The sequence below is a fragment of the Acidobacteriota bacterium genome (assembly GCA_003225175.1).
In the GTDB taxonomy this organism is placed as follows: domain Bacteria; phylum Acidobacteriota; class Terriglobia; order Terriglobales; family Acidobacteriaceae; genus Gp1-AA112.
In genome coordinates, this window is the sequence record QIBA01000036.1 from 1 (window position 1) to 13,260 (window position 13,260).

The 13,260-nt window shown below is 55.8% G+C and carries 13 protein-coding genes; 7 read left to right on the forward strand and 6 right to left on the reverse strand.

Annotation, left to right across the window (positions count from 1 at the left end):
• Together DMG62_06570 and DMG62_06575 are read left to right on the forward strand one after the other, a co-directional pair.
• A partial coding sequence (locus DMG62_06570; protein PYY23643.1) for a hypothetical protein occupies positions 1–226 on the forward strand: 226 nt, incomplete at its 5' end.
• Between the two features lie 178 nt (positions 227–404).
• Positions 405–1,706, forward strand: coding sequence for a cation:proton antiporter (locus DMG62_06575; protein ID PYY23644.1), 1,302 nt, complete (start codon positions 405–407; stop codon positions 1,704–1,706).
• 90 nt (positions 1,707–1,796) lie between these two features.
• On the opposite strand, the gene DMG62_06580 is transcribed toward DMG62_06575, so the two are convergent.
• Positions 1,797–2,588 (reverse strand): enoyl-CoA hydratase, encoded by a 792-nt coding sequence (locus DMG62_06580; GenBank protein ID PYY23645.1) that lies wholly within the window; start codon positions 2,586–2,588, stop codon positions 1,797–1,799.
• A gap of 190 nt (positions 2,589–2,778) precedes the next feature.
• Here DMG62_06580 and DMG62_06585 point away from each other — a divergent pair, with 190 nt between their 5' ends.
• Positions 2,779–3,171: a hypothetical protein gene (locus DMG62_06585; GenBank protein PYY23646.1), complete on the forward strand. Its 393-nt coding sequence runs from the start codon at positions 2,779–2,781 to the stop codon at positions 3,169–3,171.
• A 127-nt stretch (positions 3,172–3,298) separates the two neighbouring features.
• On the opposite strand, the gene DMG62_06590 is transcribed toward DMG62_06585, so the two are convergent.
• The 5 genes from DMG62_06590 to DMG62_06610 all read right to left on the reverse strand — a co-directional run bounded on the left by DMG62_06590 (position 3,299) and on the right by DMG62_06610 (position 8,474).
• Entirely contained in the window at positions 3,299–3,964 is a 666-nt protein-coding gene (locus tag DMG62_06590; protein PYY23647.1) for a DNA-binding response regulator, read from the reverse strand.
• An 84-nt stretch (positions 3,965–4,048) separates the two neighbouring features.
• Positions 4,049–4,477: a hypothetical protein gene (locus tag DMG62_06595; GenBank protein ID PYY23648.1), complete on the reverse strand. Its 429-nt coding sequence runs from the start codon at positions 4,475–4,477 to the stop codon at positions 4,049–4,051.
• A 42-nt stretch (positions 4,478–4,519) separates the two neighbouring features.
• The gene (locus DMG62_06600) at positions 4,520–7,024 is read right to left on the reverse strand and encodes a glycoside hydrolase (GenBank protein ID PYY23649.1); all 2,505 of its coding nucleotides are present in this window, start codon (positions 7,022–7,024) and stop codon (positions 4,520–4,522) included.
• 186 nt (positions 7,025–7,210) lie between these two features.
• Entirely contained in the window at positions 7,211–7,636 is a 426-nt protein-coding gene (nusB, locus tag DMG62_06605) for a transcription antitermination factor NusB (protein PYY23650.1), read from the reverse strand.
• The gene (locus DMG62_06610) at positions 7,626–8,474 is read right to left on the reverse strand and encodes a 6,7-dimethyl-8-ribityllumazine synthase (GenBank protein ID PYY23651.1); all 849 of its coding nucleotides are present in this window, start codon (positions 8,472–8,474) and stop codon (positions 7,626–7,628) included. Before DMG62_06610 ends, nusB begins: the two co-directional genes overlap by 11 nt.
• Positions 8,475–8,659: 185 nt before the next feature.
• On the opposite strand from DMG62_06610, the gene DMG62_06615 reads away from it, so the two are divergent.
• From DMG62_06615 to DMG62_06630, 4 genes are all read left to right on the forward strand, one after another.
• A complete protein-coding gene (locus tag DMG62_06615; protein ID PYY23652.1) occupies positions 8,660–8,899 on the forward strand; it encodes a hypothetical protein in 240 nt (79 codons plus the stop codon).
• A gap of 307 nt (positions 8,900–9,206) precedes the next feature.
• Entirely contained in the window at positions 9,207–10,694 is a 1,488-nt protein-coding gene (locus DMG62_06620; GenBank protein PYY23653.1) for a hypothetical protein, read from the forward strand.
• A 345-nt stretch (positions 10,695–11,039) separates the two neighbouring features.
• Positions 11,040–11,942 (forward strand): ABC transporter, encoded by a 903-nt coding sequence (locus tag DMG62_06625; protein PYY23654.1) that lies wholly within the window; start codon positions 11,040–11,042, stop codon positions 11,940–11,942.
• The gene (locus tag DMG62_06630) at positions 11,935–13,221 is read left to right on the forward strand and encodes an ABC transporter permease (protein ID PYY23655.1); all 1,287 of its coding nucleotides are present in this window, start codon (positions 11,935–11,937) and stop codon (positions 13,219–13,221) included. The genes DMG62_06625 and DMG62_06630 overlap by 8 nt, the downstream gene beginning before the upstream one ends.
• The last annotated feature ends 39 nt before the right edge of the window (positions 13,222–13,260 follow it).

Consider the following 13,260-nt stretch of genomic DNA (forward strand, 5'->3'; position numbering starts at 1 on the left):
GCACATGCTGTCCGAAGGAATGCGCGATCAGGCCTTCAAGACCGCCGAGGGGGTATACAACGTCGTATGGAAAGATCGCGGGTACTTTTTCCGAACGCCTGAAGCGTATGACTCGCGCGGCCTCTTTCGCGCCAGCATGTACATGCGTCCGGGTTCCATCTGGTCGATGGAGATGACAGGGAAATCGGGGCCTCAACCCGCGTTGGCAGCAGTGAAGGGGCAATAGGCAATAGGCGATAAGCAAAAACGGTCCTCCAGACTGTCGCCCCTTCGTTTTCTTTTGATTTTTGCTTATTGCTTATCGCTTATCGCCGCCTTTAAGGCAGCACGGCAGCTCTGGTGAACATCACATGAATGCGCAGGAACTCCGCTTGCGCTGAGTTCATTTCCCAAGGCCCCAGGTAATGCCGGAATCCGCAGTTGGTCAGCTGATCCTCTTCGTCCTTGTCGTTCTTGCCTCCGCACATCTTTTCGGCAGCCTCTTTACGCGGTTGCGACAGCCGCGTGTGATTGGAGAAATTCTTGGTGGACTCCTTGCCGGACCTTCTCTGCTCAACCTCTCTGCCGGATCAGAAGCGGCATTGGCTAAACCAGCTCTGGATGTACTCTACTGGATCGGCCTGCTGATGCTCATGTTTCTCTCCGGCGCGGAAACGCAAGGGCTGTTTCGCCGGGAAGAGCGCAAGCCGATTGCCTGGATCGGAGTCGTCGGAACTGCGTTGCCCTTCGTGATCGCGTTGCTGCTCAGCACGCGCCTGGACCTCAGTTCCCTAATGGGAACGGCGCAGAACCGCATCGCGCTGGTGCTGGTCATCGGCATTGGCACGGCAGTAACTTCCATTCCGGTAATCTCGCGGATTTTTCACGACCTGCGCATTCTGCATACACGCTTCGCCAAGCTGATTCTGGGCGTTGCAGTCATGGAAGATGTAATGCTGTGGGCAGTACTGGCCGTAGCCACAGCTCTGGCAGAATCAAAAGCGCTGCCCACACATGTGATTGCGCAGCGAGTCACGCTCACCCTGAGCTACTTCATTGCAGGTCTGGCGGTCTTTCCACGGCTTGCACGACGATTGCATGAGGCGCGCTGGAATGTCTTCATTCGGCATTCGACGACTGCCTATTTGATCCTGCTGCTGTTCGCGTACGTAGCGTTGGCTGCAGCAATGAATGTAAGCCTTGTGCTCGCGGCGTTTCTCGCTGGATTCGCGATTCCACGGGAATCATTGCGCATGACTCATTCGCTGAGCGAAGTGAAAGGCGTTGCGTTCGGGTGCTTTGTTCCGCTGTACTTCGCGCTGGTCGGCTACAAGCTCGATCTCGGCAAGAGCTTCAGCTTGACGATGGTCGCCGAATTTCTCGGAGCCGCATGCCTGATCAAGCTAGTCTCGGTGCTGGCAGGAGCCAGGCTTGCCGGATTCTCAATTCCAAGCTGTGTGAATCTTGCAGTGGCAACGAACGCTCGTGGCGGTCCAGGGATCGTGCTCGCCAGCGTGGCTTATGCGGCAGGAATTATCAATGCGCCGTTCTACACGACGTTGATCCTGTTAGCCGTGATCACATCACAGGCCGCAGGAGCGTGGCTCGAACATGTGTTGCGTAAAGGCAATCCGCTGCTGACGGAAGAGCCAAAAGATCGGGCCAGACAAGAATCGGATGATCGAGTGATGGGGTCATCGGGTGAAGTGGAGACCCTGGCGGCCTAAGGCCAACGGACTCGTACTGTCGACGGAAATGTAAAACGCCAGTTGAGGACGCCGGCGTTCCGTCTTAGCTTATCGCTTATTGCTGCCTTCTCACTTGTTCTTCCAAACCGGCTTTCGCTTCTCCAGCACCGCGCGCAAGCCTTCTTGAACGTCCTGCAAATTCATCAGCTCGTTGAGATAGATGTTCTGAGACTTCTTCATGGCTTCATCCAGCGGCAGGCCGATAGAGCTTCCGATTACTTTCTTGGTGACTTCCAACACTGGAGCGCTGAACTCGCTGATTTTTGCCAGGACATCATCTACGGTTTTGTCCAGATCCTTTTCGGGAACGACCTTGTTGACGAAGCCAAGGCGCAATGCGTCCTCGGCGGTAAGCGCTTCGCCAGTGAGAATCAGCTCGTAGGTTTTCTTGGGCCCAATCAACTGTGGAAGCATGACGGCTGCGAACGGCGGGAAGACCCCCAACTTTACTTCGGGCTGCGCGAATTTGGCTTGAGGTGTGGCGATTACCATGTCGCCAAACGCCACCAGTTCTGATCCTGCTCCGATGGCTGGGCCATTGACGACCATAATCAGCGGCTTCGAAATCTCGCGGATGGCGGCGAAGACACGATTGAAGGCTTCCAGCGTCTGAAAGACCCGGTCCGGCTTCGAGTCCTCGAGAGAGATGCCGGCCGAAAACGTCTTCTGCGCCGAACCTACCAGGATGGCCTTGATGTCTCCACGTCCGTTCAGGCTCTCGATGCTCTGCGCCAGCTCCGTCATCATCGGAACGGTCAGGACGTTATACGGAGCATGGTTCAGCGTAATTCGGGCGATGTTGTTGGCAACGTCGAACTGGATAAACTTTAGCTGTTCGGTCAGCGTGGTGGGGGTAGCCATTGAAACCTCAGATGATCGGATGAAAGGGGATTATGGCACAGGGTACAGGCCAGATGACTGTACCAATGGGGTGTGACCCCGAGGGTCTGCACTCGAATTGACACATTCCCAAGCCTGACTGAGAATAGCTGCATAGGCGCTACCCGGCGCTAGTTCTGCTCGCCGATACGCTGTGGAAGGATCCCCCGGTATGGCTAACATCCTTTGCGTGGATGACGAGCCCCACGTTGTAACTCTGAAGCGCGCCATTCTGGAATCTGCCGGACACGCTGTGACCGCGTGCACCTCCGCGCGTGATGCCATCGAGAAACTGCGCCACAACGCCTACGATGCCGTCGTAACTGACTGGCGTCTGGGCGACGCCAACGGTCGCGCTGTGGTACAGGCCGCGAAAGACCATTCCAGCATGCCGGTTGTGGTCGTCTCCGGCTATGTGGCAGAAGCGTTCCAGGCCGCTGAACCCCTCGCTGATCTCTATCTGGAGAAACCGGTGAATCCGGAAGAGCTCGTCACCATCGTGAACGAACTGCTCAAGAGTCAGGAACGTGACGAAGAGGGTCAGAAGCGGCGAAGGCCTTCGTAGAAGACCGTCGACGGGCGATGGGCTAAGAGCGAAAACCCGCGCGGTTTTTTTCGCGTCTTCCTGGGACCGAGAAATAGAAACGCCGGACATTCAGTCCGGCGTTTGAGCCTATCGCCTATTGCCGCTTTCAGTTAGTCATCTGATTAGTAGTTGCAGTCCCAGCCAGCGCGGCCGCGGCTTCGTTCAGAATGCGGTGGTGAATGGTAAAGAGAGCCAGTTCGAGGCGGTCCGAAACGCCGATCTTGTCGTAAACATTTCGCAGATAATTCTTGATCACCTGCTCTGTCGTCCCAAGTTGAACCGCGATTTCCTTGTTCTTGAAGCCTTGAACGATTAGGGCAACGATGCGCAGCTCTTTCGGCGTAAGGCGATCACGCACGCGGGCTCCGACAATGTCGTTCTCGGTAGCTTCCGCAGCGGCGCCGGTGTCCTGAACCCAAGTCTCGTTGCGCGCTACTTTGCGTACGCATTCCACCAGCGAATTTCCGCTCACGTTGCGGAAGACCACGCCGGCGATGCCGAGCTGCAGGTATTGCGCGCTATTATCGCCGCTTTCGATCACGATGATCAGCCGCGTCTTGGTTTTTTTCGAGAGTTCGACCAGAGCGCGAATGTCGACGTGCATCGCAGTCGAGAAGATGAGGACGTTGGCGCGGAAGCTTTCCACCGCCGCCAGCATGCGATCGGTGTTCTCGCACTGCGCGACGATTCGGAAGTCATCTTCCACGGCCAGCACTTTGGCTGCGCCGGCGCGGAATATCGCTTGGCTGTCTGCCAGGATGATCTTAAGCATGTGTTATCCAGCGGATATCGCTGTCCTTCTTATCTGCATCGAGCGCATAGGATCACGACGATGCCCCGGAATCTTCAGCGCGTACTATGCGCCACGAACAAACTTATAGTTATCGATTACGCAAGCCACGCCACCGTTGGAGGTCTTGTCGCTCTCGCGGCGAACCACGCGGCCCTGACATTTCACTCGTACGTCGTGATGGCCGCCAATTACATCCGACGGCAAGGTAATTTCAAATTCGATTTGCGATCCGACCTCGAGCTCCGCATCGGCACGGATATACACACCTGCGGCGCTCACATTTTGCGTGGTTCCTGAAGTCTGGTCGGCAGACTCCCCCTCCCGAATAGTTATCGGCAGATTGAGAGGAAACCTTCTGCCTGTTCTCGCGTCAGACAAGCTGTCATCTCCTTTTGCAAGTCCGCTGTTAGAGGGAATTTTGACCAGCGCACCGTGTGGGGCAACTCGGTTTATACCATGAAGAGCCCGCTTTCTTGCACAAATAGGGGATATTAGCCTTGGTTCTCAGCATTACTCCTAGCTGTTCCCTAGTTACTAAAGTACCGGACGATAGTTCAGTTTGCCTTCGAGCTTGATGTCCGCCGCGGAACTTGCCACAAAAATGTTGAAGCTTCCCGGCTCTGCCTTCCAGGCGCGGGACTTTACGTCGTAATAGGAGAATGAGCGGGCGTCAAGCGGGATGGAAACGCGCTTGGTTTCGCCGGGCTGCAGGAAGACTTTCGAAAATCCCTTGAGCTCCTTCGGTGGACGTGGGACCGAACTGTGCGTGTCTCCAACATAAACCTGCGCCACTTCGGCCGCAGCCCGCCTTCCCGTATTGGCAATGTCGAAGCTGACCGTCACAGCGTCGGAGCCGGAGGCTGGAGAGATGGTCAGGTTCTTGTAGGCAAATGCGCTGTATGAGAGACCAAAACCAAACGGGAACAGCGGCCTGATCTTGTCCTGATCGAAGTGGCGGTATCCGACAAAGATCCCTTCGGTGTACTTGATGCGCTTCGGACCGTCGTTCGGATAGTAGCTCTTATACGTCGCGTTATCTTCCCAGCGTCGCTCGAGTGAGATCGGCAAATGTCCCGAGGGGCTGTAGTCGCCGAAGACGAGTTGCGCGAGCGCAGTGCCACCCTGTTCGCCGGAATACCACCCGTGCAGGAGTGCCGGCACCTCATCGATCCACGCGGTCATGTCCGCGTTTCCGCCAGCCGTAAGCACTACGATGCTCTTCTTGTTGGCTGCAGCGATTTCCTTAATCAGCTCATCCTGGCCCGGAGGTAGGCGGAAGGTTCGATCGCCAGCCTCGCTTTCGATGGTGTCGGCGAAGCCGGGAAACAGCAGCACAACATCTGCCTGTGCCGCCATCCCCTTCGCACCGGAATCCACTGCTTCGGACTCCGGCAGCACGCCAAACGAGACCCGTTTCGGTCCCCAGCCGCGGTTGCGGAAATATTCAAGCCGAACTTTGTGCCGGCTATCCGTTTCAAGCTGCAAGGTCGCAAAGTTCAGGATCGCGGTGGCTCGTTCCCAGTTGTCAACGACAAGCTTGTCGTCCACAAATAAACGGTAGCCTCCGTTTTCGCCGGGCCCAAGCACGAAGAAGTCATGCTGTCCGCCGGTGTGAGCTGTGTAGTATCCAGACCAGCGAATCGATGCTTTGCCGATTGCCGCATCATAGTTGTCCGTGCCGAAGTTCACGTGACGATCGACATGAGTGCGCGTCGGCGATCCGCTTAGATCGGTGCCCTCGAATTCTTCCACCCGCAGGCCAGCTTCCCCGCCGCTCTCAGCGGTCGTGAACTCGGTTGCCTCTGCGATGTCGCGGTACGACTTCAAGCCTGGGTGATAGAGAACCTTGATCGATTGGCCCGAATCGGTCACGTATTTACTGAAACCTTCCAGGTAGCTCATTGCATGGAAAGGCTGCACGTGTGCGCTACCGCCACCAACTGGCTGTGCGGGATAGGCATCGGGACCGATTACAGCAATCGTCTTGATGTCCTGTTTGTTTAGCGGAAGGATGTTGCCTTCATTCTTCAGTAAAACAAAGCTCTCCCTCGCTGCCGCGAGCGCCGCGCGTTGACCCTCGGGATTCAAAAAAGGAATCGAGGACTCGGTCTGATTGCGATCGAAGAATCCGAAGCGAATGGCTTCGCGCAGGATGCGTCGGACATGATCATCAATCGTCGCTTGCGAGACTTTGCTGGATTTCACTGCAGGCAACAGAGTCTCGCGATTCATAAACTTGCCTGACGGCATTTCCAGGTCAAGTCCACTGTTCACGGCTGCCACGCCATCGTAAGTGGCGTCCCAATCCGACATGATGATGCCGTCGAAGCCCCAGTCCTTCTTGGCGATCTGATTGTTGAGAAACGCATTTTGTGTAGCGTGCTCGCCATTGATCAGATTGTAGGAGTCCATGATGGCGCCAACGTGCGCTTCCTTCACTGCGGCCTCAAAGGCAGGCAGATAGATCTCGCGCATCGTGCGCTCATCGATTTCGGAGTCGGTGTTATGGCGATCGTGCTCGGAGTTGTTGCCCATGTAGTGCTTGATCGTAGCAATCACGCCCTGACTCTGCACGCCGCGCACGTAGGCCACGGCGGTCCGCGCGGCGAGGAACGGATCTTCGCCGAAATATTCGAAGTTGCGCCCGTTCAGCGGAGCGCGATGAATGTTCACGCCGGGACCGAGCAGGAAATGTACGCCACGTGCGCGCGCATCCTGCCCGTAGACTCTAGCCATCCGCTCCACGAGTTCCGGATTCCAGGAGGCTGCCAGGGCAATGCCGCCCATCGTGGTTGCGGGACCATAGTTGCGAACGCCCACCGGGCCGTCGGACATCTTCTGTTCCGGCAGTCCGAGTTCTTTGTAGCCGCGAATGTAAAAGCTTTTGATGCCCCCGAGCAGATCGATCTTCTGCTCCAGCGTCATTCGGCTGAGAATGGAATCGACGCGCTTTTCAACTTCAGGATCGCTGGCGGGAGCAGTGGCACTCTTTTGTGAATTCGATTGAGCAAACAAGACCGTGGTGGCGAACACACCCATCCAAAGCGTTCGAGCGATCCTTCGAAACAAGGCAAAACCCTCCTATTAAATCGATTTGGCATTGTAACGCTTTGGTCAAGGGCGCCCGCACAACAGATTTCTCCTCGCTTAAGCGTCGTCGCTGCGGCGCGAGTTATGACCGTATCAGTGATTGCGGGGTGAGGAACGAGGAAGACTCGAACGAGGCTACTTTCTCTCCAACTCCTTGCCGACCGAATCCAGCACGCCATTAATAAACTGGACCGATTCGGGACTCGAATAGCGGTGCGCGATATCCAGCGCTTCGTTGATTACAATCGCGCGAGGAGTTTTTGGGAAGCCGAGGAATTCGGCGACCCCGAGGCGCAGTAAATTGCGATCGACAGCAGGCATGCGGTCCATACGCCAGTGTTCGGTGTGCTTCTGAATTAAGTTGTCAATCTCTTTATTGCGATCCGAGGCTACGCGAAACAGATCATCAGCAAACTCACGAGTTTCCTGGTCCACAGTCGAACGTTCTGCCCAGAAGGTCTTGCGAACATGGTCTTCATTCTGCTTGCCCATATCCGACTGAAACAGCATCTGCAGCGCCATCTCGCGTGACTTGCGCCGCTTGCCTGACTTAGCGGCCATCGGAGGCTCCACGCTTGAGCTTACTTTTAAGCGACACCATCTCAACCGCGGTCATCGCTGCCTCCCAGCCCTTGTTCCCGCTCTTGAGTCCCGCCCTATCGATGGCTTGTTCGAGGTTTTCGCAGGTGAGCACTCCGTAGGTGTGAGGAACTCCAGTCTCCTGCGCTGACTGTCCTATGCCTCGAGTCACTTCGGTGGCGATGTGCTCGTAGTGCGTGGTCTCTCCGCGGATCAAGCATCCGAGCGTAATGACAGCGTCCACAGTTCCCGATTCCGCCAGAAGCCGTGCCGCCGACGGAATTTCAAACGAACCCGGCACGCGCACAATGCGCATGTCGGAGGATTTTGCGCCGCTGCGCCGCAGGCAATCCAAGGCTCCCTCGAGCAGGCGTTCGGTGATGAAGGAATTCCATCGGCTGACGACGATGCCGAAGCGCATCCCACTTGCGTTCAGATCGCCTTCAACGGCAGCGCGGGACGATTTCTCCGGATTATTGAATGCCCAGAATCCGATGCGAAAGTCTGGATCCAGCTGGAGCGAGAAGATTCGCGATTTCCAAGTTGTCTCTTCGATCTCGCCTGCCGCATCGCGGAAGTGCTTGCGTGCGATTTGGTTCGCAGTATCGAGGTCCCGAACTTCTATCAAGAGGTCAGGTTCTGTGAGTTTCCGACCATCTACCAATTCCAAAGATCCGACTGGAGCGAGAAAGGGAGCACCGCGGCTATGCTCGTCGCTCCAACCCGCGCCGCCTTCAAATCCAAGTGCGCGCAGCAGGACAGACAGCTGCTCGAACTTCTCTGGCGATGTGCGCCGAACCAGGGTGAGACTGCGGATCATCGATTCCAGTGTTACACAATGGCCTTGACCGGACGAAACGAGTCAGGAACTCTGCCCGCGAATATAATTCCGGCGACTCCCGTCCGTTGGTTTTTAGGATCGTGTCGGGTTCGCGTTTGCCTGAACGCGTTGCGAGTCGCAGTGGGGTAGCCACTGGAAACCTGCGCGGAGGCTTTGGGTGTCTAATGAGCAGAGTGAGTCTTTCGAGGAACTTCGCGATCTCTCTCGCAGCAGTGCTGTTGGGCAATGTCATTTACTTTGTGCTGATGCCCTATCTGCCGCCTGCTGCCAGGCATCGGAGTGTCTCCCTATGGCCGGACCTCGGGTTACTGATTGACTTCTGGATTTGCCTGGTCATGTACGGCTTGCTCGCTCTTCTCTTTCGCCCACATACCGAGCGTCCTCCGACTGAACAGCGACGCTGACTGCAGTCCCCCCGAGGCATTCCAGTTTGGCGACGATCGATTCCACGCAGTGGGGGTCGGTTGCGTTAGCGGCCCGCTCGTCCCGGGGATATGCCCCAGAAATGCCGTTTTTTCGACGAAAACTGGCCCAAAATACGTCTTTTGGCACCTCCGACGGCCCTGAAAATCCTTGTCAATTTCGCATGAATCGGGCTTAATGAAGGCATTGTTGTGCCGTTGAGCGCCGTCTGGTTGACGCTCTGGCTATGCCTCCCCCTGGCAGCAGATTCGCCGGAACGACTTTAGGCTGTTGAACTTATCGCGCCCAATGCAAAAGATTGCACTACTTTATGACGCCAGCCAGGCCGTCCTTTCCACGTTTAATCTGGACGAAGTGCTAGAGCAAATCCTCTCGATCGTGCGCGATTACTTCCACGCAACCAACTCCGCAGTCCTTCTACTGGACCCTGGTACCCGCGAATTCGTTGTTCGCACCTCAATTGGACGCCCAGTTGAGGGAGCCAAGAGACGGATTGCCCCAGGAATGGGCCTGATCGGTACCGCAGCCCAGCAGAAGAGACCAGTTTATGCACCGGATGTCAGCCAGGATTCGCGCTATATCGCTCATCTCTCCGAAACGAAGTCGGAAGTAGCGATCCCGTTAATGGTGCGTGACGAGGTGGTAGGCGTCCTCGATATCCAAAGCGATGAACTCGACGCTTTCGACTCTGAGACGCTGGACTTGCTCACGCTGTTCTCAACCCAGGCCTCGATCGCGCTGGAAAATGCCCGGTTGTATACGCTGGAGCAGCGCCGCTCGCGGCAGCTCGAGGCCATTAATGCCATTGCGCGGCAAACGACAGCTTTACTGGATCTCGATGAGCTGCTGGGAAAAGTCTGCGATTTGGTATTGCAGACCTTTCCTGTCGACCATGTCGTCGTCCTCCTCCTGGATGGAGACGGCCGCCTTTCGACGCGTGCCCATAAGGGGAAACTAACTCCAATCCTTACACAAGGCACCCTGCTTCCCGTCGGGACTGGAATGGGAATTCGCGCACTCGAACAAAGCAAGACAGTCGTTGAGAATGAGGTCACGTTCGTGCCTCAGTACACGGCGAGCTTCGTGGAGACGCGCTCCGAGATGTGCGTGCCCCTAATCTTCTTCGGCGAGAAGCTCGGAGTCCTCATGCTGGAGAGCGCGAAGCCCAATAACTTCCCGGACGAGGACGTTGCCCCGCTCGAGTCGGTCGCCGATATCTGCGCTGGCGCCATCCAAAACGCACATTATTTCGAGAAAGCGCAGCAGCTGGCTTACATCGACGGCCTCACCGGTATCTATAACCGACGCTACTTCGAGAAGGAGATCGGCTCGGAAATCGAGCGCGCATCGCGTTATAACGGGCATCTGGCGATCATCATGATCGATATCGACAACTTCAAGCGCCTGAATGACGAGTTCGGGCATCTGCTGGGTGACGAAGTCCTGCGTCAGGTCTCCGCAGTCTTCAGCCAACAAATTCGTAAGATTGATGTGGTGTGCCGCTATGGCGGGGAGGAGTTTGCCATTGTGGTGCCGCAAACCGCCGGTGGCAACGCCGTAGAGGTCGCCGAAAAATTGCGCAGAATGGTCGAGGCCTACCGTTTTCCAGGCGTTCCACGCAAAGTAACTATCAGCGCCGGAGTAGCGGAGTTCCCAGTTCACGGCCAGACGCGGGATGAGTTGGTTGCAGCAGCGGATGCCGCGCTTTATGTATCCAAGGAAGCTGGACGCAATCGCGTCTCGGCAGCATCAGCTGCGCGCAAGACGAGTGCGTAGCCTTGCCTCGCGATCGTGCTTCTAAGACTGCTCTTAAATTGTCATCCTAAGCCCCTCTTTTGAGCGAAGGATCTCCCGGAATACCTCAACTAATGCTGCTTGCCAGGCTCTTTGACCGATGAGTTCGATTTTGCCTGGAGTGGTCAGAACAGAAGACTCATTCGGGGCCCAAAACAGCCGTTACAAAGCATGGGTGGCTTATGGGATTTGCGCGATGTCCATCGCGCAAAATCGGGCGGAAAATAGGAGTTAGGAGGCAAGGATGAAACCCGACGTAGAAAACGTTATCCTCGGTTTAGTTCCAACATTCTCGAACCAAATCTGAATTTCAGCGTACCCACTAGCATGGCCACAGTCGAACTGCTGCAAGTTCGCAAGAGCTACGACAAGTTTGTTGCGGTCAAAGACCTCTCCCTGACAATCGAGCAAGGCAGTATCTTTGGCCTGCTTGGCCCGAATGGTGCGGGGAAGACCAGTACCATTCGCATGATGATTGGAATCACCGTTCCCGATTCGGGTCAAGTGCGTATGTTTGGCGAGCCCTTCAGGCGGGACCATCTCAAGCGCATTGGCTACCTACCCGAAACCAGCGGCCTATATAAGAGGATGAAGGTCAGCGAGCAGTTGGTGCTGTTCGGGCAATTGCGCGGACTCACAGCGGCTGACGCCGCTTCCCGCGCTAAGAAGTGGTGCGAGCGCATGGAGATCGCTGCATGGATCGACAAAAAGACCGAAGAACTCTCCAAAGGAATGCAGCAAAAGATGCAATTTATCGCCACCCTGCTGCATGAACCTGAGTTTCTCATCATGGACGAACCCTTCGCTGGGCTCGATCCGGTAAACGCCACACTCCTCAAAGATGTGCTGCTCGAACTGAATAAACAAGGCCGCACCATTCTTTTCTCGACTCATCGCATGGACCAGGTCGAGAGGCTATGCAGTGCAATTTGCCTGATCAACCGCGGCGAAGCCGTTCTTCAAGGCACTTTGAAGGAGATCAAAGGACGCTATGGTCGCAGCAACGTGCAGATCGAATACGAAGGCCCGGACGAGTTTCTGCACGAGAACGGCCTCATCCAATCCTTCAATAACTACGGCAATTACGTCGAGGTGCGCTTAGCCCCTGGAGCAGATTCCCAGAAGTTGCTGCACATGGTGGCTCAACGCTCACGCGTGAATAAATTTGAACTAGTCGAGCCGTCGCTCGAAGACATCTTCATCGACGTCGTAGGGAAATCCGATGCATAACATCCTGCTGTTTGCCCGGCGCGAGTATCTAGAGACCGTGCGCAAGAAGTCGTTCATTGTAATGACCATCCTGTTACCGGCGATGATGTTCGGCTTCACCGTACTGCCCAGCATGATTGCGTCCAAGAAGTCCAGTGAGTCTCAGAAAATTGTGATCGCTACGTCGGATCAGCAGTTCGGCAACGACGTGCGCGACAAATTTATGACGCCTGCGAAGGAGACATCCGTCTCCGGAAAACGGCGTAACCCCGATTCCTCTACACGCACGTTCGACGTCGAGGTCGACACAAATGTTTCTTCCGTCGAGGAAGCGGCTCTAACCAGCAAGGTGAGCTCTCACGAAATTGATGGGTATCTGTGGGCTCCGGCAGACGCTCTCGCCGAGAGGAAGATCAGTTATCGCTCCCGGAGTTCGAGTGACTTCGACACGCTCGGTTCTCTGAGCGGTGCAGTGCGCGAAGCGCTGCTCCGCCAATCATTCCGCAACCATGGAGTCTCAGCGGAGGAAGTAACCAATGTTCTTAAGCCTGTGAACATTGATACCAAAAAGGTCGAGAACGGCAAGGTGACCGACGCCGGCGGACTGGCTCTGTTCTTCACCGCCCTGCTGCTGATGATCCTTCTCTACGTGACCATCCTGATGTACAGCATGAGCGTGATGCGTTCGGTGCTGGAAGAAAAGAACTCGCGCATTTTTGAGGTGCTGCTTTCGGCTGCCACTGCGAAAGAACTCATGGCCGGCAAGATTCTCGGCGCCGCTGCCGTAGGGCTCACTCAAATTGGCATTTGGACCGCCGTGACTTCGCCCCTGGCAGCGCAATCAATCATGATGTACGGCGAGAACGTGCATCTAGGCCTCACATTAAAGAACATGATCTTCTTTGGCGTGTTCTTCATTCTTGGATTCCTGCTCTACTCCGCCCTGGGTGCGGCCCTGGGATCTGCTGTGAACTCCGAACAGGAAGCACAACAATTCCAGTTCGTAATCATGATGCCGCTGATCATCTCGGCAATCTTCCTGACGCCTGTAATCCAGCAGCCACACTCAACCTTGGCAACCGTTCTCTCTCTGATTCCGTTCTGCACGCCGCTGATCATGTTCACGCGCATCCTCGTGGAAACGCCTCCGGCATGGCAGATAGGACTCAGCCTCGTGCTTCTGGTCGGCGCCATCTACGCAATGCTCTCCATCTGCTCGCGCATCTACCGCATCGGTATTCTCATGTACGGAAAACGCCCAACGCTGCCTGAAATCATGAAGTGGATGAAATACGCCTGAAAGCAGCAATAAGCAATTCGCAATAAGCTAAAGCCGAAA

Excerpts from the sequence above, each read along its gene's own strand:
- DMG62_06575 (PYY23644.1), top strand. The coding sequence starts at position 405 with ATGCCGGAATCCGCAGTTGGTCAGCTGATCCTCTTCGTCCTTGTCGTT.
- DMG62_06580 (PYY23645.1), bottom strand. The coding sequence starts at position 2,588 with ATGGCTACCCCCACCACGCTGACCGAACAGCTAAAGTTTATCCAGTTC.
- DMG62_06585 (PYY23646.1), top strand. The coding sequence starts at position 2,779 with ATGGCTAACATCCTTTGCGTGGATGACGAGCCCCACGTTGTAACTCTG.
- DMG62_06590 (PYY23647.1), bottom strand. The coding sequence starts at position 3,964 with ATGCTTAAGATCATCCTGGCAGACAGCCAAGCGATATTCCGCGCCGGC.
- DMG62_06600 (PYY23649.1), bottom strand. The coding sequence starts at position 7,024 with ATGGGTGTGTTCGCCACCACGGTCTTGTTTGCTCAATCGAATTCACAA.
- nusB (PYY23650.1), bottom strand. The coding sequence starts at position 7,636 with ATGGCCGCTAAGTCAGGCAAGCGGCGCAAGTCACGCGAGATGGCGCTG.
- DMG62_06610 (PYY23651.1), bottom strand. The coding sequence starts at position 8,474 with ATGATCCGCAGTCTCACCCTGGTTCGGCGCACATCGCCAGAGAAGTTC.
- DMG62_06615 (PYY23652.1), top strand. The coding sequence starts at position 8,660 with ATGAGCAGAGTGAGTCTTTCGAGGAACTTCGCGATCTCTCTCGCAGCA.
- DMG62_06620 (PYY23653.1), top strand. The coding sequence starts at position 9,207 with ATGCAAAAGATTGCACTACTTTATGACGCCAGCCAGGCCGTCCTTTCC.
- DMG62_06625 (PYY23654.1), top strand. The coding sequence starts at position 11,040 with ATGGCCACAGTCGAACTGCTGCAAGTTCGCAAGAGCTACGACAAGTTT.
- DMG62_06630 (PYY23655.1), top strand. The coding sequence starts at position 11,935 with ATGCATAACATCCTGCTGTTTGCCCGGCGCGAGTATCTAGAGACCGTG.